At 38.5% G+C, this 23,973-nt stretch carries 19 protein-coding genes, 1 tRNA gene, 1 rRNA gene and 1 riboswitch; of the genes, 12 read left to right on the top strand and 9 right to left on the bottom strand.

All coding sequences use genetic code 11. The features are described 5' to 3' along the window. Window positions 1–463 (bottom strand): 16S ribosomal RNA (locus WQ54_RS09235); the annotation flags it as partial. Between the two features lie 373 nt (window positions 464–836). Then, window positions 837–942: riboswitch (TPP riboswitch) on the top strand. 147 nt (window positions 943–1,089) lie between these two features. Here WQ54_RS09235 and thiT point away from each other — a divergent pair. From thiT to WQ54_RS09210, 4 genes are all read left to right on the top strand, one after another. Continuing rightward, the gene (thiT, locus tag WQ54_RS09230) at window positions 1,090–1,662 is read left to right on the top strand and encodes an energy-coupled thiamine transporter ThiT (RefSeq protein ID WP_156177843.1); all 573 of its coding nucleotides are present in this window, start codon (window positions 1,090–1,092) and stop codon (window positions 1,660–1,662) included. 214 nt (window positions 1,663–1,876) lie between these two features. Next, window positions 1,877–2,671, top strand: coding sequence for an SDR family NAD(P)-dependent oxidoreductase (locus WQ54_RS09225; protein ID WP_046515291.1), 795 nt, complete (start codon window positions 1,877–1,879; stop codon window positions 2,669–2,671). 231 nt (window positions 2,672–2,902) lie between these two features. Further along, entirely contained in the window at window positions 2,903–3,094 is a 192-nt protein-coding gene (locus WQ54_RS09215; protein WP_156177841.1) for a hypothetical protein, read from the top strand. A 152-nt stretch (window positions 3,095–3,246) separates the two neighbouring features. Beyond that, window positions 3,247–4,389, top strand: a complete 1,143-nt coding sequence (locus tag WQ54_RS09210) for a hypothetical protein (protein WP_046515284.1) — start codon at window positions 3,247–3,249, stop codon at window positions 4,387–4,389. On the opposite strand, the gene WQ54_RS09205 is transcribed toward WQ54_RS09210, so the two are convergent. Next, entirely contained in the window at window positions 4,386–5,294 is a 909-nt protein-coding gene (locus tag WQ54_RS09205) for a DMT family transporter (protein ID WP_046515281.1), read from the bottom strand. The two genes, WQ54_RS09210 and WQ54_RS09205, sit on opposite strands and share 4 nt — an antisense overlap. A gap of 231 nt (window positions 5,295–5,525) precedes the next feature. Then, window positions 5,526–6,320, bottom strand: coding sequence for a hypothetical protein (locus WQ54_RS09200; protein ID WP_046515278.1), 795 nt, complete (start codon window positions 6,318–6,320; stop codon window positions 5,526–5,528). Window positions 6,321–6,764: 444 nt separating this feature from the next. On the opposite strand from WQ54_RS09200, the gene WQ54_RS09195 reads away from it, so the two are divergent. Both WQ54_RS09195 and WQ54_RS09190 read left to right on the top strand, forming a co-directional pair. Beyond that, a complete protein-coding gene (locus WQ54_RS09195; protein ID WP_046515276.1) occupies window positions 6,765–7,652 on the top strand; it encodes a nucleoside hydrolase in 888 nt (295 codons plus the stop codon). Between the two features lie 72 nt (window positions 7,653–7,724). Then, window positions 7,725–8,198 (top strand): DinB family protein, encoded by a 474-nt coding sequence (locus WQ54_RS09190; protein ID WP_046515274.1) that lies wholly within the window; start codon window positions 7,725–7,727, stop codon window positions 8,196–8,198. A 289-nt stretch (window positions 8,199–8,487) separates the two neighbouring features. On the opposite strand, the gene WQ54_RS09185 is transcribed toward WQ54_RS09190, so the two are convergent. Beyond that, a complete protein-coding gene (locus WQ54_RS09185) occupies window positions 8,488–10,305 on the bottom strand; it encodes an ABC transporter ATP-binding protein (RefSeq protein WP_046515357.1) in 1,818 nt (605 codons plus the stop codon). A gap of 29 nt (window positions 10,306–10,334) precedes the next feature. Continuing rightward, window positions 10,335–12,062, bottom strand: coding sequence for an ABC transporter ATP-binding protein (locus tag WQ54_RS09180; protein ID WP_046515271.1), 1,728 nt, complete (start codon window positions 12,060–12,062; stop codon window positions 10,335–10,337). A 257-nt stretch (window positions 12,063–12,319) separates the two neighbouring features. Between WQ54_RS09180 and WQ54_RS09175 the strand changes: the two genes are divergently transcribed. The 3 genes from WQ54_RS09175 (at window position 12,320) to WQ54_RS09165 (ending at window position 14,329) form a co-directional block, all read left to right on the top strand. Next, window positions 12,320–12,392, top strand: a tRNA-Ala gene (locus tag WQ54_RS09175). A gap of 509 nt (window positions 12,393–12,901) precedes the next feature. Beyond that, the gene (locus WQ54_RS09170; protein WP_052737726.1) at window positions 12,902–13,336 is read left to right on the top strand and encodes an endonuclease domain-containing protein; all 435 of its coding nucleotides are present in this window, start codon (window positions 12,902–12,904) and stop codon (window positions 13,334–13,336) included. 510 nt (window positions 13,337–13,846) lie between these two features. Beyond that, window positions 13,847–14,329 carry a hypothetical protein gene (locus WQ54_RS09165; protein ID WP_046515268.1) on the top strand — a complete coding sequence of 161 codons (483 nt, stop codon included), beginning with the start codon at window positions 13,847–13,849 and terminating at the stop codon, window positions 14,327–14,329. Window positions 14,330–14,491: 162 nt separating this feature from the next. Here WQ54_RS09165 and WQ54_RS09160 read toward each other — a convergent pair whose 3' ends face one another. Continuing rightward, a complete protein-coding gene (locus WQ54_RS09160) occupies window positions 14,492–15,511 on the bottom strand; it encodes a DUF6528 family protein (protein ID WP_052737725.1) in 1,020 nt (339 codons plus the stop codon). 306 nt (window positions 15,512–15,817) lie between these two features. Here WQ54_RS09160 and ftsZ point away from each other — a divergent pair, with 306 nt between their 5' ends. Next, window positions 15,818–16,960 carry a cell division protein FtsZ gene (gene ftsZ / locus WQ54_RS09155; RefSeq protein ID WP_046515265.1) on the top strand — a complete coding sequence of 381 codons (1,143 nt, stop codon included), beginning with the start codon at window positions 15,818–15,820 and terminating at the stop codon, window positions 16,958–16,960. A gap of 74 nt (window positions 16,961–17,034) precedes the next feature. Here the strand turns inward: ftsZ and WQ54_RS09150 are convergent, their stop codons facing one another. Further along, the gene (locus WQ54_RS09150) at window positions 17,035–17,256 is read right to left on the bottom strand and encodes a YdbC family protein (RefSeq protein WP_046515261.1); all 222 of its coding nucleotides are present in this window, start codon (window positions 17,254–17,256) and stop codon (window positions 17,035–17,037) included. 213 nt (window positions 17,257–17,469) lie between these two features. Beyond that, on the bottom strand, window positions 17,470–21,825 hold the full coding sequence (locus WQ54_RS09145) for an alpha-amylase family glycosyl hydrolase (protein WP_052737724.1): 4,356 nt from the start codon (window positions 21,823–21,825) through the stop codon (window positions 17,470–17,472). Between the two features lie 275 nt (window positions 21,826–22,100). Between WQ54_RS09145 and WQ54_RS09140 the strand changes: the two genes are divergently transcribed. Together WQ54_RS09140 and def are read left to right on the top strand one after the other, a co-directional pair. Continuing rightward, window positions 22,101–22,292 carry a helix-turn-helix transcriptional regulator gene (locus WQ54_RS09140; RefSeq protein ID WP_046515258.1) on the top strand — a complete coding sequence of 64 codons (192 nt, stop codon included), beginning with the start codon at window positions 22,101–22,103 and terminating at the stop codon, window positions 22,290–22,292. Then, window positions 22,285–22,863, top strand: a complete 579-nt coding sequence (def, locus tag WQ54_RS09135; RefSeq protein WP_046515255.1) for a peptide deformylase — start codon at window positions 22,285–22,287, stop codon at window positions 22,861–22,863. Before WQ54_RS09140 ends, def begins: the two co-directional genes overlap by 8 nt. A 103-nt stretch (window positions 22,864–22,966) precedes the next feature. Here def and WQ54_RS09130 read toward each other — a convergent pair whose 3' ends face one another. Further along, entirely contained in the window at window positions 22,967–23,899 is a 933-nt protein-coding gene (locus WQ54_RS09130) for an aldo/keto reductase (RefSeq protein WP_046515251.1), read from the bottom strand. Between the last annotated feature and the right edge of the window lie 74 nt (window positions 23,900–23,973).

Below are 23,973 nucleotides of genomic sequence, written 5' to 3'. Positions count from 1 at the left end.
ACTTGTTCTTCCCTAACAACAGAGCTTTACGACCCGAAGGCCTTCTTCGCTCACGCGGCGTTGCTCCGTCAGACTTTCGTCCATTGCGGAAGATTCCCTACTGCTGCCTCCCGTAGGAGTCTGGGCCGTGTCTCAGTCCCAGTGTGGCCGATCACCCTCTCAGGTCGGCTACGCATCGTCGCCTTGGTGAGCCGTTACCTCACCAACTAGCTAATGCGCCGCGGGTCCATCTGTAAGTGGTAGCAAAAGCCACCTTTCAACTTCGAACCATGCGGTTCGAAATATTATCCGGTATTAGCTCCGGTTTCCCGGAGTTATCCCAATCTTACAGGCAGGTTACCCACGTGTTACTCACCCGTCCGCCGCTAATCTTCGGGAGCAAGCTCCCTCAGATTCGCTCGACTTGCATGTATTAGGCACGCCGCCAGCGTTCGTCCTGAGCCAGGATCAAACTCTCCAATAAAGAGTTGATATAGCTCATAAAATGTACTAATTAGTACGTTTTTTGTTAATCGAAATTAACGTTGGCACGCTTGGTTTTGTTTAGTTTTCAAAGATCATTTATTACGTCGTTTCCTCAGAAGCGACTTTCTTAATATACCACCTTATCAATGGCTTGTCAACATCTTTTTAGAGAAGTTGTCCGCTACTTCAGCAGCGACGTTTAATAATATATCACGGCTAAAATACAATATCAAGTACTTTTTTATTTTTTTCATTAAATAATTCAACTTTACATTTAGCTAATGTGCTTTTAGTACATTTAGTACAATAAATCAAGCTTGCTTAATTTAAATAGTTTAAGGTATAGTAAATAACAAAATAAAATAATGCATATTTACCACAAGGGGAGCCAGTGGCTGAGATTGAACATATTGAAATTGTTCTGACCCTTTGAACCTGTTAGTTAACACTAGTGTAGGGATGTGGATGGTCATAATTAGAAGCAATGAGTGGAACCATCAATCCGATTCCACTCATTGCTTTTTTGTTTTTCCATTCAAAAAGTAATCATACTATCTACTATATAATAGTAGCAGCAGCCTTTGGCAGCCTAATTGGTTTTATGCAAGGAGAGAGGTTTTTAGTTTGCAAGTAAATCAACGGTTATTATTTTTAATTGAAGTGGCAATGTTATCTGCGTTGGCCTTCCTTTTAGATTTATTATCAGGAGTAATCGGAAAACTCCCACAAGGTGGTTCGATTTCTTTAGGGATGATTCCTGTTTTTATTATGGCTTATCGCTGGGGAATAAAGGGAGGTCTATTAACTGGACTTTTATTAGGATTCCTACAAGCTGTTCTAGGAAACCCATATATTATACATCCGGTCCAAGGGTTTCTTGATTACTATTTAGCTTTCACAGTTGTTGGTTTTAGCGGTTTATTCTTAAAACAGGTTCGACAAGCGTTACTAAATAAAAAACGTAAAACGGCGATATTGCATATAACTCTTGGTACTTTGCTCGGAGGGGTATTACGACTGATTATTCATGTCATAGCGGGAGTTTTCTTTTTTGCATCTCTTACTCCAGAAGGAACGCCAGTATTACTTTATTCCATTACGTATAATGCATCCTATATGATTCCGACGATTATCGTTTCTGCAATCGTTCTTAGCTTTTTATTGTTAACCGCACCTCGATTAGTTACAAGAAAATAATAATGAAAAGGGACTTACGCTCTTAAGCGACAGTCCCTTTTTTGAGTTGTTACTACAAAATTTTAATTAAGTAAAACAGGCGTTTATTCCGAAGTGCCTTATTCCCCCCACCACTTAGGACTTGGTAAATAACGATAAATTTTATGAAAAACAACCTAAGTAAAAGTTAGAATTCTAGAGATACTAGTAATAAATAATTTTTGGGAGGTAAACTATGAATACTTTTGACCAAAGCAAATTCAATAACAAGGTAGCAGTAGTTACTGGTGGAAGTTCAGGAATAGGCCGTGCAGCTGCCATTCATTTAGCAAAGCTGGGAGCTAAGATATGCCTTATGGACATTAAAGAAGAGAATGCTGAAAAGGTCAAAAAAGAAATCGAGGAATTTCAAGGAGAGGCTATCATAGTTGATGTCGATCTTTCCGACTATAAACGTGTAAAGGAAGGAATTAATAAAGCGATAGAAAAATGGGGACGATTAGATATAGTGTTTGCAAACGCTGGGATAAACGGAGTTCTAGCTCCAATTGAAAATTTAAATCCTGAAGACTGGGATAAAACGATTCACACAAATTTAAAAGGCACTTTTCTAACGGTTAAATACGCTATTCCGAAAATGAAAGAAAATGGCGGGAGCATCATTATTACGAGTTCTATTAATGGAAGCCGTGTCTTTTCAACCTCTGGAATGTCTGCCTATAGCACATCTAAAGCAGGTCAGGTTGCTTTTGCAAAAATGGCTGCATTAGAATTAGCGCAATATAAAATAAGAGTCAATGTCATTTGTCCCGGTGCCATCGAAACAAATATTGGAAAGAATACTAAGAAAACACCAGAGGTTAAAAAAATTGAAATTCCTGTTAAATACCCTAAGGGAAGCCAGCCGTTGGAACATGGTCCAGGAAAACCGGAGCAAGTAGCCAAGCTCGTCTCTTTTCTTGCCTCTGACGAATCAAGTCATATTTCCGGGACTGAAATTTTTATTGATGGAGCAGAATCTCTGTTATAAAAAAGGCTTCATAACGTTACCTATTAAAGTGGGAGCTGTCTCAATAGAGCATCTCCCCTCCTTCTTGCACTAGCAGCAGCTTACCTACCATTCCTATTAAGTTCATCTCCCTTCTACTTTTATATAAATAATAGAGTACACCTAATAAGAAAAACCCTAAAAAGTTATCATATTCTTCGTTATTAAAGCATGTATTAATAGAAAGAATAGAACGAAAAAGCGGAGGACTTGATGATGAATATTTCATTTGCACTCATGTTACTAACACTTTTCTTATCATTATTCCATTTCTCTTACGGTTATAAAGAAGCGATCCGGATTAGTAATGAAGAGGGGCCTGTCCAAGGATTAGCTGTGATTGTTTCCATGCCTCTCGGTTTTACTTTTGCTTATTTATCATCCATTTTTTATCAGCAAGCTTAATAACTACTAGTCTAAGGGCGTTATGCATTATGTAAAACGTCTTTTTCTTTGCCTTTTTTTAAATAGTTGAAAATTAAATAGCAAATATCATGATTTTTTCCCGTGTTGCCTCATAAATATGAGTAAAGATGCACCGTTTTTAGGAGGTCACATTGAAGATATTTATCATTTTTATAAAAAACCTGATTTACTCCATTATTTCATTTTTCGTGATTTTTATTAGTTTAATAGGATTGTTTTTAGTTATGAATATTAAGATAAGCCTAATGTTCAGCATAATCTTGATACTCCTTTCATTTACGCTTTTCTGCTACTGCCTCTATGCATTTATCAGCTTGAAGAAGGATTTCCATTTTCTTTCCCTAAAAGGAATTAGCGGTCTGCTTTCCCTTAGCTGTTTATCAATCGTATTTACATTAATGAACGTATTCTTCTTTTCCATTAATTTCATGATTTCTACAGAGCTCGGCAAAAATATTACAATAGAAGAAAAAATCGGACTTTATATGCTTCCGTTTCAAGAAAATAAGACGCAGCCAATTAATTACCGAGCGATGAAGGAAAATAAATTAATAAAAACATATCGAAATGTGAATATCTATTATCAACCACAAGAACAAGAGCTTTTGCCAATCATTGAGGGTATTCTTAAAAAGGCTGATTCCATAACGACGGGTTTATTTGGAAGCATTAAGGATAATAAGATTGACCTGATCCTTCACTCTTCTTCAGAGGATCTTTATGAAAAAACCGCTCTTATCGAGACGATGGGGTATTTTGACGATCCAAATGATACTGTAGGTGTGGCTATTTCTGATAAAGAAGAAATTTTGGCTAATCGTATGCCCGGTTCGTTTTATTTCCAGAGCACCATAATGCATGAGTATACCCATTACCGCTTACAAGCATTTATAAAAGAGAAAGGCCTTTTTGTTAATAGAATTCCTCTTTGGTTTCATGAAGGTGTTGCCGAATACGTCGGCATGCATGATGTAACACATCGATATTATCCTTTTCATGAAACGTCTTTTACAAAGCTTGATACACATGATGAGTGGGAGAAATTCCGTTTGGATGATTACGATGTCTATCTGCAAAGCTATTATGCAATTAAATATTTAGTAGATACATACGGAAAAACAATGATTAAAAAAATAATTGTCGAAACCGCTGAAGTGAACGATTTTAATGAGGGATTTACTCGAGCAACCGGGATTACAGTAAATGATTTACAAACAAATTATTTAGAAGAGGCGAAGAAATCAACTAAAGATAAAAAGCCTGCAGCCTATTAGCTGGCAGGCTTTAATTCATTTTTTGAAGTCTTCTTAAGACGACTTTCTAGTAAAAATAAAATGATTCCGACCATTATAATAGATCCGCCAATCACTTGGGATAGAATCACTTTTTCGCCAAGGAAATAATAGGCAAGGATAATGGCCCCTACAGGCTCAAATAAGATCATGACTGAAACCACATTTGTACTCACCCATTTAATTGACCAATTAAAAAGAGAATGTCCTAATAAAGTTGGAACAAGTGCAAGCACTAAAAAATAATACCAATCAGTCACAGGGTACGGTGCTAATGGAAATTGAAATAGCAAGCAATAAATGAGCAATGTAAGAGAGCTGATTCCATAAACAATAAAGGTATATAATGTTAAAGAATGACGCTTTCGAATTCCTTGGCCAAAAAGTAAATACGCCGTTATCATCGTACATGCAGCAAGTGCTAATATATCCCCAAACAGCGCAAGGCCACTGATTTGAAAGTCACCCCAGCTAATAACCACGCTGCCTGCAATGGCAGTTATACCGCTTGCTGCTGCAATACCTGAAACTTTTTCTTTAAAAAACAAATAAGTTCCGATAAACGAAAACAACGGCTGCAGTGTAACAAGCACAACAGAGCTTGCGACAGAAGTGAAATTCAGGGATTCAAACCATAAGATAAAATGAAATGCTAATAAAACACCTGCAATTGCCGAATATATCCAATCCTTTTTTGCCATGCCTTTTACCTCACCGATGCATTTAATAAAAAATAGCGGAGCAATAAGGATCGTAGAAAAAAGCAAGCGATAAAAGGCAACAACAGGTGCAGGAGCTGATGTAAGCTTTACAAAAATTGCCGAAGTCGAGACAGCAATAACTCCAATAACAAGAGCGATATATGGATAGAAACGAGAAGAATTCATGATTTGTCTCTCCTACTTATTTATGATAAACCTTACTTATTCTACCATGAAAAATACGAGATGTAGGAGCGAATTTTTGTTGTTGAAAACACAATATGTAGAATTTTTTAGCAGAAATAATGACAGAGAAAACAGTCAATACTGGTTGATTTCTTTTTCAGCATGTTACTGGATTGTAAGCTCAAAAAGCCCTGCCTGAGAAGGGCTTTTTTGTGCTTATTTACACTATTCTTATTCTTTCTTTTTATGTTCAATTGATTTCCCGTTATGGAAATCCCCTTTATGTCCGCCAAAATAAAAGCCCCTTTCCCCATCGAACGGGAAAAGCTTTTGTTTCTTTGCTTCTTCAGCATGATTGGTTAACACTTCCTCCATGATTTCATGGGTTGATTTATTCCTAGTCTCAATGCCAAGCTTTTTAGCAGTTTGCAGGATTTTTTTACCAATAACTTCTTTAATTAGCTCCTGCTCCTGCTTTCCATCTGGGTTAATCCCTAGTTCCGCAGCATCTTTTTTCAGGATAGCAAGACGAACCTCTTTTGCAAGCCCTTCTAAATCTTTGCCTTTTGTATCGATTTTTAATTCCTTGGCTTTGTTCACAATAAGAGTTTCTCTTACTTCATATGCCAGTTCATTTAAGTCTTTGCCCTCAATTGAAATGCCAAGCTCTTTTGCTTTATTTTGAAGACGAATCTTCCTTACTTCATTGACTAATGATCTGAAATCCTTCCCTTTTGTTTCAACCCCTAGTTTCTTTGCCTCTTGTTTTAAATATGCCAAATGAACTTCTTCTGCCAGTGTTCGTGCATCTTTTCCCTCAGTTTCAATTCCTAATTTTTCCGCTTGCTTTCTATAGAATTCCAAATGCTTCTCAGGGTTTTTATGCATATGTCCGTGTCCAGCAAATTCTGCCTCTCTTTGTACACCTTCAACCGATTGATTTACTCCTGCAAAAACAGGCTTAACCGATATAACTCCCATTGCCAATGCCCCTGAGAGGACGACCGTAAGTAATTGTTTTTTCATCTTCCTAACCTCCATACATCTAGTATTTTATGTTAGCTGCTTTGACCCTGACGCTTAGATTGTGCCAAGAAATGTCCCTAACCTTCTTCTTTCTGTCACCTCCATTTGGTAGCATTTCCAAAAAATATGAATAAATGATGAACAATCTATTTCTTATTTATTAAATACAAGGTATTACAGCTGTATTTCTAAGAAATAGAGGATGTATAAAGTTATAGTCGAAAATATAAAGTGAGACTTCCATCAGTGGGGTTTTCTTCATCCCCTCTGATGGTTAGCGAAACTTATCGGATCTTTACGGGCAGTTAACCTTTACTCCTTCTTATTTCACTTGAATTCGAAGTTAAATTCTACTGCGCGTTTAACTTCCATCAGTGGAGCTTTGTCTTTTAGGATTGGAATAAAAAAACAAGTCTATTATCCAAAGGATTGGAGAGATCAATCATGGTAAAAAAAATATTGCTCGACACAGATATCGGCGGGGACATTGATGATGCGTTATGCCTGGCCTATTTGTTGCAGCAGCCTTTATGTAAGATAGTGGGAATCACAACGGTAGGAGGTGAAGTAGAAAAAAGGGCAATGATAGCGGACGCCATTTGCAAAGCAGCTGGAAAAAACATTTCGATCTATGCAGGTGCCGATCAGACGTTGCTCCCAAACAGTCTTTATCCTACACCAGATGGAGCTGTTAAATTAACCAATTGGCCCCATGAAACGACCTTTAAAAAGAATCAAGCAGTAGACTTTATGCGAAAAACCATTCGGGAAAACCCGAATGAAATTTCTCTTTTAGCGATAGGTCACCTTACTAATATTGCCCTGCTTTTTTTGGTTGATCCTGAAATCCCCAGCTTACTTAAAGAGATTTACATCATGAGCGGTGTGTTTTCAGCCGAGCTGGAAGCTAGTATGGAAATGCCTATGGGAAACTGGAATTCATGGATTGACCCTCATGCAAGTGCGATTGTTTACAATACAAATGTACCCATTCACAAAACATTTGGTCTCAATGTAACATCAAAGCTTGTACTCACTCAGGAGGATAGGCTAAATATATTTAGCACCCATTTAATGAGAGTAGTTGAAGATTTCGGATCTCCATGGCTTCAGGAAAACGAGATAACGTTTCACGATCCACTTGTCGCTGCCTGTTTATTTGAGCCACAGCTATGCAACTATCAGCGCGGTTTTATCGAGGTAGATAGCTACAATAAACGTAAGCTTGGAATGATGAGTTTTTTAGCAAATACAAGAGGCAACTGTGAAATAGCATCATCCGTAGACCGAAATAGATTCTTTGAGCATTATGTTTCAATCTGTTGCAACTAGTTGATTCACTCTTTTTCACGAACGTATTTTCGGGTATAATCTAATTAACATTTTGCACCAGGAGGAATGATTTTGAATTCAATAGAACTTGTTATTTTCAACTTAGAGGAAGTAAGAAGAAGAAGCATAAAAGTTTGGTCACTTATACCTGATGACTACTTGAATTGGAGACCCGATCAAGAAGCTATGTCTTGCATTGAGATGATCCGTCATATATTGGAAAGTGAACATTACTACCACTTGGCGATAAATAATCGAGGAAGCTTGACTGAATTTGTCTCTCCATTCGAAAACCAGCCTCTTATATCAGTGAAAAATGAACTAGCATTTGCAGAACCTTTTAGGAAGGAATTTTTGAAAACTATAAGTGAATTTAATGAAGTGGAATTATCTGAAATAAAAATAGATCGATCATCTGATGCAGGGTATATCCGGAGCTTAGGTGATATGCTTTTACGGATTGCTTACCATGAATCAATACATACCGGCCAGCTGCTTGATTATTTAAGAAGCGCTGGTGTCCCCAGAGCAAATATATGGGATTAAAAAGAGGATAGAAGAAGTTATCCCCAAAAGTTCTAACTTTTTGGAGATTGCACTTAATATCCTATTTATGGATATGATTAGGCTGTCCAAAAAGAAGATTTAGACGGAGATTTTTCCCTATCGTATCGCTTTACTGCCATATCATTGTTACCTTACATTTATCTATATCAATATTATCCTGCTTACTAGCTATACTAGAAACATAGATATAGAATGAAATCTAATAAATCAAGAGCCAGCATCTATAGATGCTGGCTCTTGATTTATTGTACCATACCTTTGAAAAAGATCAGGATGCTGTCTCTTTTTGCGCAAACTGACCTTCATATAAATCAGCGTAAAATCCCCCTTGAGCAAGGAGCTCTTCATGTGTCCCTTTTTCAATAATATCCCCCTGATCCATCACAAGAATAAGATCTGCATCGCGAATCGTTGACAAACGATGGGCAATAACGAAGCTTGTTCTTCCCTCTAATAGCTTTGTCATCGCTTTTTGAATTTTCATTTCCGTCCGTGTATCAACACTGCTCGTTGCTTCATCAAGAAGAAGGATTTTCGGTTTTGCAATGATTGCCCGGGCAATCGTCAACAGCTGTCGTTGTCCTTGCGATAGATTTGCAGCATCCTCTCCCAGCACCGTGTCATAGCCTTCTGGCAGGGTCCGGATAAAATCATCGGCATAGGCCTTTCTTGCTGCATCCACTATTTCATCATCTGTAGCTCCGTCGAGGCCATAGGCAATATTTTCTCGAATCGTTCCATTAAATAGCCACGTATCCTGCAGCACCATTGCATAGAGGCTGCGAACCTGTTCCCTGGACATATCCGTTAGGCTGACATCATCTATTCTGATCGCACCTTCATCAATCTCATAAAATCTCATCAAAAGATTAACAATCGTTGTTTTACCGGCACCTGTCGGACCAACAATGGCAACCGTCTGCCCTGCTTTTACTTCAAGACTCACATCGTTAATAATCGGCTGATCTTTTTCATACCCGAATCGTATATGATCAAACACGACATTACCTCGAAGTTCCTCTATATCAATAGTTGTAGCATCTTCTTGCTTTTCTTCAGGCTCATCTAAAAGATGAAAAACACGTTCTGCAGAAGCAATCGCTACTTGAATCATGTTGGCAATGCCTGCTGCCTGTGCCAATGGATGTGAAATTTGCTGTGTATATTGAATAAACGCCTGTACGTCACCAACTCGCATGCTTCCATTTAAAACTAAAAGACCGCCTGAAATGGATACAATGATAAATCCCAAATTCCCAACAAAGCCCATCAATGGCATCATTAGTCCTGAAATAAATTGCGCCCTCCAGCTGGAATGATATAAACGGTCATTGATTAGATCAAATTCAGCAATTGATTTTTCCTCATGGCCAAATGCCTTAACAACCTGATGACCCGTAAACATTTCTTCAATATGACCATTAATAATTCCAAGCTCCTCCTGCTGCTTGAAAAAGTGCTTTTGCGAAAAACTTGTTACAAATTGCGCGACCATTAAGCTTAATGGTATCGTGATCAAAACAACTAACGTTAACAAAGGACTGATGAGAAGCATCATGATAATAATGCCTATAATCGAAATCACAGAGTTGATTATTTGGCTTAGAGCCTGCTGAAGCGATGTATTAATATTATCAATATCATTAACTGCCCTGCTTAACAAATCCCCGTGAGCCTGCTGATCAAAATAACTGAGTGGCAGCCTTGCTAGCTTCTCGTTCACTTCTTTTCGCAACGCAGCAACAGTTTTTTGTGAAATTCCCGCCATTACATATTGCTGAACATATGCAAACAAGGAAGAAAGAAGGTATAAACCAATTAATAGGAGAAGAATTCTTCCAATGAACTCAAATTCGATTGATGTACCAGATGTAAAACTTTCAAAAACAGATGAGGTTGCATCACCTAACAGCTTAGGGCTGATTACATTAAACAAGGTTGAAAAAACCGCTGCAACTGTAACGAGAATCATCTGATTTTTCCATGGTTTTAAATAACCAAGCAGCCGTTTGAACGTTTTCTTAAAATCCTTAGGTTTTTCCACGGCCATACCAGGACCTGGTCCATGACGCATTCCTCCACCCATTGGCGGGCCGCTTGGACGTCTCACTCCGCTCATGCACTCACCTCCCCATTTTCTTGAGATGCGACAATCTCTTGATAAATGGTATTTTCTTTTAATAATTCTTCATGTGTTCCAATACCCACGATTTCCCCTTCATTTAGAACAATGATTTTTTCAGCATCCTTTACTGTATTAACCCGCTGCGCAACAATGATAATAGTTGCACCAGATGTTTCCGTTTTAAGAGCATTGCGGAGTTTGCTATCCGTTTTGTAATCAAGTGCTGAGAAGCTATCATCGAATAGATAGATTGCCGGTTTTCTGACAAGCGCTCTGGCAATTGCTAGACGCTGCTTTTGTCCTCCTGATAGATTTGCCCCCGCCTGCTCAATACTACTATTGATCCCTTGTTCTTTCTTTTCAACAAATTCAATAGCCTGAGCGGTTTCCAAAGCAGAGTATATCTCACCCTCTGTTGCATCCTCTTTTCCATAGCGGATATTTTCTGCAATTGTCCCGCTGAACAAGCTCGCCTTTTGCGGAACATAACCAATTTTTCCACGGAGAGTGGATTGTTGCATGTCTTTAACATTTACGCCATCTATCAAAATTGCGCCGTTATCTGTCTCATAAAAACGCGGAATCAGTTGGAGGAGGGTTGATTTTCCCGCACCGGTGCTTCCAATAATCGCTGTTGTTTCACCAGGTGATGCTGTAAAGGAAATCCCTTCAAGAACAGGTTTTTCCGCCCCTTCATATCGAAATGTAACTCCTTTAAAGTCAACAACTCCTCTGCCATGATTAGTTGTTGCCTGTTTTTCCGGATCTTGAATCATCGGATTAGTTGCTAACACTTCATTTAATCTCTTCGCAGATACTTGGGCACGTGGAATCATAATAAATGCCATCGACAGCATAATCAGAGACATTAAAATCATCCCTGCATATTGAATAAACGCCATTAAATTCCCAACCTGCATATCACCTTGGTCGATCCGAATGGCCCCAAACCAAACAATGGCGATATTAGTAAAATTCATAATAATCAACATGATCGGAAACATTAATGCCATCAATTTTCCAACCTTAATCCCCGTATCACAGAAATCCTCATTCGCGACATTAAAGCGGCTTCTTTCAAACTCGACACGGTTAAACGCCCTTACTACACGAATACCAGTTAACACCTCTCTAAGGATGAGCGTGAGACGATCTGTTTTTTTCTGTAATGCAGAAAAAAGCGGGATCGCTTTTCTGGCCACAATAAAAATAACCAATGCCAAAACAGGCAATGCAGCTAGGAAAACGAGTGATAATTGGGAATCACGCGAGACAGCAAGCAGCACGCCTCCAGCCAACATTAACGGTGCCCTTGTCATCATCCGCTGCATCATATTAATAACATCTTGAACAACCTTTACGTCATTGGTCGTTCTTGTAATCAATGAAGCAGAACCAAATTTCTCATATTCCTGCAAGGAGAAATGTTCAATATGTACAAAAAGCTTTCTTCGCATATCCCTGCCAAAACCTAATGAGACTCTTGAAGCAAAATAACTGACTCCTACCATTAAAAGGATCGCCATTAACGAACATAGCAGCATCCAGCCCCCTGTCTTCAAGATAAAAGGGACATCCTGATTCACAATCCCTACATCGACGATATCCGCCATCAAGGTTGGCAAGTAAAGTTCAAAAAGTATTGCAGCTAATGAAAATAGAAAGACCCATGTTAGCTGCCATTTGTATGGCTTTAGGTGTTTAAGCATTTGTAGCATTTGGTCACCTTCTTTTGTATGTAAATTTTTCTTGATACTTAGTTTATACATTCTATTATAGTGGGTTTTATTAACCTATTGAACTATTTTGTTATTTAATTATTGAGGATTTGAAGAAGGATTTTGAGTGCGTTCTTTTGGATAAATTATTCGTCAAAGTTTCGCAAAAAATCGTTGCAGGGTTACGTTGCTATACGGTATAATATTTTCATATCGTTAAGCCCTGTACAACTTAGCTTAACGGAGTTTATATATACGGGGCATTAGCTCAGCTGGGAGAGCGCTACGCTGGCAGCGTAGAGGTCAGGGGTTCGAGCCCCCTATGCTCCATACCGAGATATATAAACGTTTATAACCGCTAAATTTCCGTTCAATGTAACGGTGCAATTATCGACTGCATAACGCCTCCTAATCGATATATTAATTAATCGATTAGGAGGCGTTTTTATTTTATTACATTCGAAAAAAAGAAGAAGTAAGTCGGTTAATAATAGCCGTGTAATAAAAGGGTACTCGAAAGGGTCTTTATGCATTAGATTCGTTATTAGGTAAAGCCTATAACGTAAAGGCTGCGGAAGGGTTTGCGGAAAGTACGTTATATAGTTTTCGACATTCTACGGTTTAATCCTTAGTTACCTTGAAAGAAAACAAACGAATATAAGTAAAATTGCGTCTGATAAGGATTCTGAATCGAAGCTGCCAACGATAAAGAAGATAATGAAGGCGGTTTAGAAGATCCATCCTAGTGCAAAATGGAGTAATTTCCGGGTTATGTAAAACTTAAATATCGATTAAACACCTTTAAAACGGTCAATCATATCGTTTAGAGGTGATTTTTTATGTCCGAATGGACTATGGTTGTTATATTCGTCTTTATGTCTGTCATTCTTCCATTTATTCTATTTTATCTTCAATCGATGCCGCCAAAGCCGGGTCAATTAGCCTTTATCGTATATCAACGCAATAAATGCGAAAGCCCGATAGAACGCCGGCTATTTAACGCTCTTACATTTCGAGGGTATAGCGTAAGAACACGGGTACGCTGCGGACCGTACTGGATAGATTTAACGTTACCAGCCTACAGGATAGCTATAGAGTGCGAGGGTATAGCGTATCATTCTTTGCCAAAACAAGAGAAACACAATAATACAAAGAATAACTATTTACGCAGGAATGGATGGAGCGTTCTAAGATTTACCGGCAGTGATATTAACGGTGATATGTCAAATGTTATACGCAGAGTTGAAGGGAAAATAAAAGAACGGAGCATATAATCGAGAGACTTATCGCTTACCTTCCGTTGCTTTCTTTCCTAACCCACACTCATGTAAAATTTGCTTACCATAAATTCACAATTGGGTTAACACCTATAAGTTGTTTCACAACGGAAAAACCGATTCACGTTGAATTAAAATATGGCGCAGCCATGGAATTGAAAAGTTTTTAAAGGAAGTCTCGCGCTTCCTCATCACATATTGTTTGATATATTTTAACGCAGTAATAAAGTATTAAAATAAGGTCTTTGAAATCAGACCTTTCAAAGACCTTATTCCATTATTGGTATTTTTCTTTATCATTTTTTTCCTTAAATGGAACGACAAGAATTCAAAAGTTCAATGTAAACCCTGTTTATTTGAGAGAAAATTGATTGTTTTTAGAATAACTGAAGTTTCGTTTCATATGCATTTTAAAATTAAGATAGGATCATGCATTGACATTATTTTCGATATTAAATCATAACAATAAAATTGAGAGTTTCCATTTTTTAAAAAGGAGTTGTTCTTTTGTACACTTACTATGATTATCGTGTTAACAATTGGGGACAGACTTTTCATTTTTTATCTCAAAGTTTATATGCTGAAGAGATGGTATGTGCGATGAGTTCGGAACTTTTTCATATACCCGAAACCAAAGATTTAAAGGGAAATCAAGAGATGCATAATCATCTCGTTCCTGCTTCCTATCACCGAGTTACGGCAGTAGGTTCTGCCCAAAGACTTGTAAATGGCGAGCAGCAGCAAACCATTATCGAAACAATGGTTGCCTGTATAAAAAATGCTGAAAACCAAGATAAAGGAGTACGTGAAGGATTAGTAACAATGGAGAAAAATGCAAGTCCACAATACAAAAGGTTTATTCAAGTCATTATCAAATGGCAAGAACAGGCGGAATCCTCATTAAATCAAGCAAAAGAATCCTTGCGAACGTTGGGAGTTTCATTTTCTGCAAGAAGCGAGCAGCACAGTGAAGAATCGAATTCCTATTAATATTTAGGTTGGTTTAAATAACCAACCGCTTTTTAATTGAAACCATTTTGGACTGATAAAGGATGGTTCATATTCAATCATGAAAAAGTATTTTTTTGACATGAATGGAGCCTAAAATAGCAAAACTATTACTATTGTAGACTCCAAATCTTTAACGGAACATTACTGATAATTGGGATTCCAAATCCGAGCTTTATAGAATGACCCACCGTTTAGCACTCGCTTATCTGATGGTAAATAAAAATCAACGGTATCAGTTGTCCATGAATACTTCGTTCCTGCCCTTGGTACTGCTAACACGACCTGACCTGAAGGCTGATCTCCTATGCTTTTTACCGATTTTCTGCTAATTTCGCTTGCTCCCTCGTAATTCTCCGACCACGTATTCGTCGATTTGCTGTATTGATACACATTTGTGTTTGTTGTCACCCATAATTTATCTATGTCTGAATATACCGGAGACAAATCATGCCCGCCAAAAGTTGGTAAACTGCTTCTACTAATCTCTTCTAGTTTTGGAGCTTCAGGAGTACCTGTGACTTTTAGTGAAACCAAGTAGAGGTCACCCAATGCCCAAAGTACTTCCCGCTTTGGGTCCCATAATACCCCATGCGCACCTTGCAGGTAATACTCTGTGTAATTGGATGAATCTGGTCCTTGTGAAGCAGTATAGACTCTAACGAAGTGCCCATGACTTGAAGCAGCTGCAACATTTCCATCTGGAAGCAGTTCCGCTGCATGCGGATTCCCTCCAACATTGTGACCCCAAACCCGTTTTCCATTAGGATAACTTACCATTGCTACTAATCCTTCTGAGTCTGTTACAAGCATATATTTGCCGCCATCTTCCGCTTTGCGTAGCTTAACGCCGCTCGGTGTTCCCCATGCGGATATGAGTTCTTCATCGAATCCGTTCTCTTCTGTTGGTGCCCATGACCATTTCAAGGCGCTTTTAGCGTTTAAATTAGTTTTTTTCGTATCAAACACAAGAATTTGTTCTGAAGCTTGATCTGTAACAGCTACCCAATAATCACTATGCTTCTTTTCCTCTGCATAAGCTTGACCAAAATCTGTACCAAACAATGTAAATAATGCACAAGTCACTACAGTTGCCATAACCATTAATTTTTTCCTGAAATGAATCAATCTCCCTCTTCCTTTCGTTAAAATATTTTTTGACATCCCCCTAATCCTAATCTATTTCTATTAATTAAATGTAATGGCTTTCTAAAGAAATTGTAAAAATAGACCAATTTTATTAACCAAAAACATACATTGCTTAAGGATCTTACATGGTTCTTCTTCTATCAATTTGCATTTAATTTTCATTGGTATGATATACTCAGAATAAAATAGGAAAATATCTAGTATCTTAGTCTGCAAACCATACAAAAATAGCCAAAAAACTTCGAATACTATTAAGAGTCTACGTTTTTCCATTGAAAAAGTATGAAATAAAGGCATTTGGATGATTGAGGAGGAATAAACATGTTGGATTACGACATAGCTATTGACCAATTCGCAACGATTAAAGTGATCGGTGTAGGCGGCGGGGGGAACAATGCTGTCAACCGTATGATTGAAGATGGAGTTGAAGGGGTAGAATTTATTGCGGTAAACACAGATGCACAAGCACTAAACCAATCAAAAGCAGAGGTTAGAATGCAGATTGGTGCAGCTTTAACCAGAGGTCTCGGAGCGGGAGCAAATCCGGAAGTTGGTAAAAGGGCCGTGGAAGAAAGCAAACAGCAGATCGAAGAAGTGTTACAAGGGGCCGACATGGTATTTGTTACGGCAGGAATGGGCGGCGGTACTGGCACTGGAGCGGCTCCAGCCATTGCTGAAATCTCCCGTAATCTTGGTGCTTTAACCATTGGAGTTGTGACGCGTCCGTTTAAATTTGAAGGGACCAAGCGCGCAGCCAATGCCTCAAAAGGAATTAATGAAATGAGAGAATCTGTTGACACGTTAATTATTATTCCGAACGACCGTTTATTAGAGATTGTCGATCGAAAAACACATATGCTTGATGCCTTCCGGGAAGCTGATAGTGTTCTTCGTCAGGGTGTTCAAGGGATTTCTGATTTAATTGCGATTCCTGGTTTAATTAACCTTGATTTTGCTGATGTAAAAACAGTTATGTCTCAAAAAGGTACTGCTTTAATGGGAATTGGTATCGCTACCGGTGAAAACCGCGCTGCCAATGCTGCCAAAAAAGCGATAAACAGTCCGTTGCTAGAGACATCTATTAATGGAGCCAAAGGTGTTGTTATGAACATTACCGGCGGACAAAATTTAAGCCTATATGAGGTTCAAGAGGCAGCGGATTTGGTTTCTTCATCATCACACGAGGATTTAAATATGATTTTTGGCTCGGTCATCAACGAAAACTTAAAGGATGAAATCATCATCACGGTCATCGCTACTGGTTTTACGGAACAGGATTCACCGACAGACAAAGGACGACAAAAACCAGCAGCAGAAGCAAAACCTGCTGACTATCAAAAGGAACAGCATGTACAACCAGAGGAAAGAGGTACTAGAGAACCTCTTCCCGCTTATAATCAAGAACTTGATTCAGAGGAAGAATTTCAGATTCCAGCTTTCATCCGCAACCGAAGAAAGCGATAGTGAAAAATTGATGGACAAAAAGCGCGAAGCTTACAAATAGGCAATTCGCGCTTTTTATCTATCAATATATTTGGTTATAAATTCATCCCATTTAAAATCTCTCTTAATTGAACCAGCTCATCCTTCGATAACGTAATCCCTTTTCCCATTTTTTCATTATTTTCATCCCAATCCCGCAAATCATATTTTGGATCTCGCCCATTCCAGCTAATTAGATTCAGTTCCTTCTTCCACCCTTTAGCACCCTCGGAAATGATACCAACCTTTTCTTGTATTTCATATTTGATATTCGCCATTATTATTCTCTCCTTTTTATTTCATTTTTTAAATTATTCCCAGGAAATTTTCTTATAGTTTTTGAAACAAATTAAAGATAATTACGTATTTATCTTCCTATTCTTTCCTACCTAAGTTTATTTTACATGAGTATTAATAAAAAAGCCTGTAAACGTGTCCTTAAAAAAGGACTACGTTTACAAGCTTTAAATCTCAACCAGTGAATTTTCCCATCAATTCTTAACCACCGTAAACTCAATCGTTTTTGTATTCTTCGCAATCGCCCCGCCATCATTCTTAAAAATGTCCGACTTATTTTCCTCTGAAGGCTCAATATGAATGGTTAATTTATTTTCACCTTCTTTTAAAGCGATAGTATGAGAGAATGTCATATCATCTTTAATCGTTACCGGTTCACCGTTTATTGTAAGGACACCTTCTTTTATTGCATTACCCTGCAGGGTAATGCTGTCAGATGCAACGAATTGGCCGTCGGTATGTGAAGTTACAACGACAGGCTGGTCGATCCAGCGAAGGATTTTATCTTGAATGATCAGTTGATTCCCGCCTTGGTTTGTTACGACGATCGATAAATCTGTTCCTTGGGCACCGTATCCGTAATAGCTGACATCATCATCATTTGTAATGGTTGGTGTGTGGTCAGCTAAACCCTCTTGATCCCAGGATGCATTTTTTACATATTTGTATGTGAGCACTTCGCCTTCCTGCGCTTCAATGGTATATTCGTAGTCATTCGTGACGGCACCGGCGCGAGTCATGGTCCAGGCCCCAGTGTTCCAGCCGTTTTTGCTGCCTGGTATCGTTATAGTAACGCCCTGTGGTGTGTAAGATGGCGCATTTACTTTAAATGTTACCTTAACCGTTACGAGGTCAGGTGTTACAGAAATGGCATTTGATTTTACTGCATTTCCGGCTTGATCATACAAATGAACCTCGTAGCTATATGAAGTTCCATTTGTAACATTGGTATCTTTGTATGACTTTCTTGCAGGATCAATGATTTGATCGATCATTTCACCATCCCGGACAATGACAGCCATATATGGGTCGTTTTCACTTTCAACCTGCCATGAAAGATTGACCTGGCCTGATTCCTGTGCAGGCTGTTTAAGGATAACTTTGTCAGCAGGCGCTGTCATATCGTCACCTTTTGCATAGGTCACAGACTTCGTCTCACTCCACACCCAATTACGACCAAGGTCGGTTGAGAAGGCGAAGCGGTATTCGTATTTCCCTTCCACTAACGGCAGAAAGCTTGCATTAAATACATTAAATATATCGTTTTGCTCTGCATAAACCGCCTGAGAGGATTTCCAGTTTTCATTACCAGGCTGTTTTACCTCGAGTTTTGCCTGTAAGCCCTCCGCATGGCCTGTTTCTGTTTCACCTTTAATAGACATCCCAGCGGAAACAGATTGCGGCTTTGCAAGATCAATTATACCTGCTTCCAGCTCTGTTAGATGATCAATTGCGTAATTCCCATCTGTTAATGGAACATGCGGTATGACAGCATTCTTCGTTTCGGTTTTTACCGATTCATTGCCGTTTTTATCAAGCGCAACGACAGCAAAATAATAGTTACGCCCATTATCTAAGTCATTAATGCTTACCTTTGTCGAAGATGTTTCCTTCACTTTTTCATAAAAAGCACCTGAAATGGTTGATTGGTAAATGACATATTTCTTTGCATCACCTTTCCATTCTAAGCTAACCGAATGACTTCCCTCTCTTGCTGTTAAATTTGTAACAGAAGTTGGTTTTTTCAGATTTTGCCCTTTATCTGTCACAAGCATGCGGCCGCTCATGGCTGGAATACTTAATGATAGTTTTCCATCCTTTGAGACTGCCTTATATGATTTATCAAGCTGATCAGTTAATCTTATACCATTAACCAGTAAGTCGGTTACCTTAAGCTCAACCGTCTTTTCCTCATTGCTGCGATTGGTGATTACTATAGCAGCATTCTTTTTGTCTGAACGAGAAAATGCAAGAACATCTCCTTTCGCATATAGGTGTTGTAAATCACCATAGCTAAATAATTGATGAAAGTTTGTTCTCACTTTACCAATCGCTTGGTAATGTTTGATTAAATCCTTGTCCTCACTTCCCCAAGGATATATTCGGCGATCATCGGGATCTTTTGAGCCGGTTACTCCCGCTTCATCGCCGTAGTAGATAGTAGGTGCTCCGGCATAGCCCATTTGCAGGATTGCCGCGAGCTTAAGACGCTTTAATCCTAATTTATGATCATAATTTTTATCATGCTCAGCACGCTCAAAGGAATCTGTTCCATTCCCTAAAACAAACGCTGCACGCGGTGTATCGTGTGAACCCATTAAATTCATCAAGGCGTAAAATGCCTCTTTTGGATAATCCTCATAAACAGCATTCAGCTGATTGTGTGCCTCTTCCGCATTGCCATTTTTCAAGTAGTCGATTAGTGCGCCGCGGAAACGGTAATTCATTACGGAATCGTATAAATCACCAAGGAAGTATTTGGACGCATCATCCCAAATTTCGCCAAGAATGAGCGGATCCTCTTTCTCTCCACTTTTTAGTTCTTTACGGAATTCCCGCCAAAACTCGGGATCGACTTCATTTGCTACATCTAAACGCCATCCTGATGCTCCACGTTCAAGCCATGATTTTGCAGCAGAATTTTCGTCATACATGATATAGTTTGCAAATTGTTCATTGTTTAGCTCAGAGTCATAGTTTACCGCTTCCCCTGGAATCGATTTGATTTCAGGCAAAGAATCGAAGCCCCACCATGCCTGATACTTATATACACCATTTACCTTTTGATTTTCAATGTTGAACCAATTATGAAAACCATACGGGCTAAAAATTTGTCCTTCAGCCTTAAATTTTTCCTCAACTTGCTTCTTTGCTTCCTCTTCTTTTACACCTTTATTAACGAGATCATAAATCGCTGACCAATATTCATACGCACCAACTGTTTTGTATTTTCCATAACGATCAAAGTAAATCGAATCATCTCCGACGTGGTTAAATACACCATCCAGAATCAAATGCATTTTTCGCTTCTTTAATTCCTTTGTGAATGCTTTGAATTCTTCTGGTGTACCAAACATTGGGTCAATGGCTTTATAATCAGTTGCATCATACTTATGATTTGAAGCTGCATATGCAATTGGATTTAAATAAAGCGTGTTTACCCCTAATGATTGAATATAATCAAGTTTTTTTTGAATGCCCGCAAGGTCTCCCCCAAAGAAATCATTTGACCAGATTTCATCGCCCTCATATCCTTCAGTACCTGCTTCACGGGGGTTATCAGGAAGCTCGCTCCACTCTTGATGCTCAATCGGCTCCATTCCTCGTGCTGTTTCTTTTTCCTCATCATTCCGTTTATTTCCATTGAAAAAGCGATCAGGGAAAATTTGATAAACAATGGATTCCTTCATCCAATCTGGCGTTTTATATGCGGGATCAAACACGGTCATTTGGAAGAAACCTGCACTTGAGTCAGATGCTGTTCCTTTCCCGCCTTCTTGAATATCTTCACCGTATTCCTTTTGTGTTTCTCCGTCACTGGCAATAAATTTATAGCCGTAAACCCCTTTTTCCTCTGTTTTAACCTTTGCTTCCCAAAACTCAACAGGCGTGCCGCTAAGTTCTACCCATCCAGCATTTATCATCTCAACCATCATGGTGTTCCCAGAATTATAGTTTTTAAGAACAACTTTGGCTCCTGTTAAATCGCCTTTCTTCGCCTGGAGACGAAGCTTTACCGACTCTCCCGCCTTCACAGCTCCGAATGGGGACCTGAAAGCTTGATCCCATGTATCATGTACCAGTTTATCTCCTTGTACATTGCCGTCTGGCAAACCAGAATCATAATCTGTGTACACAGCCTTTGTATCATGATTATAAAAGAATGTAATCGTTGCATCATTTACCACATTCAAAACAAAATTGTTCGCCGGGTATGCCGGTGCTTCCCAATTGTTCCCCAACATAATTTTAAATTCATGCTTCCCTTTTGGAACATGTGCCGTAAATGAGTAGATATTGTCAAGATCCTCATCGTTTAAGATTGCGTTTGATTCATTTGGCGCCCATTCTCCGCCAGCTTGAAGATCTGGCTGGATATCACCGACAATTCGTGGCTTTTGTTCATCCGGGAGTTCAACAGGAATGGATACCTTATGTGTTAAATCATCATAAATAAAGGTTACTTGTTCCTCTTTATCAAGGGTCAGCTTGTAATTCTCGCCATTTGGCGTCCCATTTAGTCCGTAGTTTTCCTCCCAGGAGCCATTAACCGCAATTTTATATTCATAGTTTCCAGCAGGCAATGTTCCAGTTAGTTTATAATCACCGTTCTCCATTAACGTCATTCTTGTAGCTGGATCTTCCGGACTCCATTCTCCTGCTGCCCCAAGTTCATCTTGTAAATTTCCGACTAGTGTTACAACTCTTTCTTCTGCTTTTGTTGGCATTGGATTGACCACTCCTATCCCTGCAAACGTTTGCGCAAATAAGAAAAAAATAGCGGCAAAACTAATATTCCTTTTTAACCTCATCCTTCGCTTACTTCTCATCTACATCCCCCTTTTCGACAATCATTTCGGAAAGCGTTTACAATTTTCGATATTGGGCAAACGCTTTCTTTCTATGATTATCTCATTTTTCTGAATAGGTAAGAATAGGAATATTTCCACAATTTCGCTTTTAACTACTAGGTCTATCTTCTTATTAACCTCATGGGAAAATAGTAAAAACATGTTATTCTCTCTTTCCTATGCAAAAAGTGATTGACAATCATGTTTGAATAATTAAAATGAATATGTCCAATTCTTTTGACACGGGTGATAGGATGAAAAATAAAATAAAAACAATACGGAAGAAATTAGGGATGACCCAAGAGGAGCTTGCCAAGGAGTGCGGGGTCGTTCGCCAAACAATAAATGGTATTGAGAATGATAAATATGACCCTACGTTGGAGCTGGCATTCAAATTATCAAAGATACTAAACATAAAGGTAGATGAATTGTTTATTTATGAGTAAATTTCATTCAAATTATATGATTACGATGAAGGATTTTGTAAAGGAAGGTAAGACAATTCTGCATCAAGCTACACAAGAAGTGATGATTCCCCCTTCTGAAGAAGATAAAGAAATGTTAATTTGTATGTTGAACTTCTTAATAAATAGTCAGGATCCTGTTCTAGCAAGAAAATATAAATTACGTGCAGGTGTAGGTCTATCAGCAAATCAAATTGGTGTTAACAAGAGAATGTTTGCAGCCTATTTAACAGATGAGAAAGGGAAAAAGCATGAATATACCCTAATTAATCCTAAAATAGTCAGCCATTCCGTATCTTTTATTTATTTACCGCAAGGCGAGGGCTGCCTCTCTGTCAACCGTGATATTGAAGGGTTTGTTCCCAGATATGAGCGAATTAAAGTGAAAGGATATACTATTTCCGGGAAAGAGATTATCGTAAAACTAAGCGGGTATCCTTCAATCGTGATACAACATGAAATAGATCATCTAGATGGAATCATGTTTTATGACCGTATTAATAGAGAAAATCCGTTTAAGCTGCCAGAAAACACGAAAAGTTTATCCTTTTAATAAATTCAGACGCTATTTTATAGAAGCTTTTTTGACCTAATAAACAAGATAGCTGCCTATTTACCGGCAGCTATTACATCTAATTTACGTATAAATAACCATTCTATTTAAAGATTCGATCGATTTCATTTACTTCTGCTTCAGTTAGTTGAACATCTAATGTTTTTAAATTATCTAACACCTGATCTGCCCTTTTGGCTCCTGGAATCACGACGTCAATAGATTCACGTGTTAAATACCAAGCAAGAACAACATGGGCCACTTCTGTATTTTTTGCATCAGCGATTTTACGGATTTGTTCGACTTTTTCAAGATTCTTTGCAAACTCATCGCCTTGGAGATGTGGCATATTTTTCCGTAAATCATTGAATGTCATATCCTTGTTGTATTTACCAGCTAACAGACCTGCTGCTAACGGAAAATAAGGGATGAATGAGATTTTATGTTCGTTTGTATATGGGAAGTAATCATGCTCGGCTTCTCGCTGAAGAAGATTATAATTTCCCTGGAGAACATCGACATAGCCATCCTTATTTGCTTCTTTTAATTGCTCAATTGTAAAATTAGAAACTCCAATTGCTCTAATTTTCCCTTCGTCCTTTAGCTGTTTTAGTGCACCAACTGCTTCATCCTTTGGTGTATCTTGATCCGGAAAATGAATATAAAACAAATCTATGTAATCGGTTTGCAGCCTTTTCAAACTATCTTCAACAGCTTGTTTTAAAAATGCAGGCGAGTTATCTATTATTACATCATTACCGACAAGCTTATGTGCTCCTTTTGTTGCAAGGATGAGTTCATTACGCTTTCCTGACTCTTTTACCACTTCTCCTACTAGCTCCTCTGAACGTCCCGGTCCATAGATAAAAGCCGTATCCAGGAAGTTTACACCGTGATTAATCGCAGCTCGAACCAAATCCTTTCCCGCTTCTTCATTTAAATTAAGATAAAGATTATGACCGCCAACAGCGTTTGTCCCAAGTCCAATCGGATTCACAACTAAATCTGTTTTTCCAATACGTGTTTGCTTTGTCATGTTCTACTTCCTCTCCTTCTCAGTTTTTACCATTCTGTCTATATGATTATACCTTGTAAGCTGGGAGAAACTCT

Source organism: Bacillus sp. SA1-12 (assembly GCF_000981385.1).
Taxonomy (GTDB): Bacteria; Bacillota; Bacilli; order Bacillales; family Bacillaceae; genus Metabacillus.
Note: the sequence above shows the minus strand (reverse complement) of the source record. Positions and strands in the feature narration are given on the sequence as shown.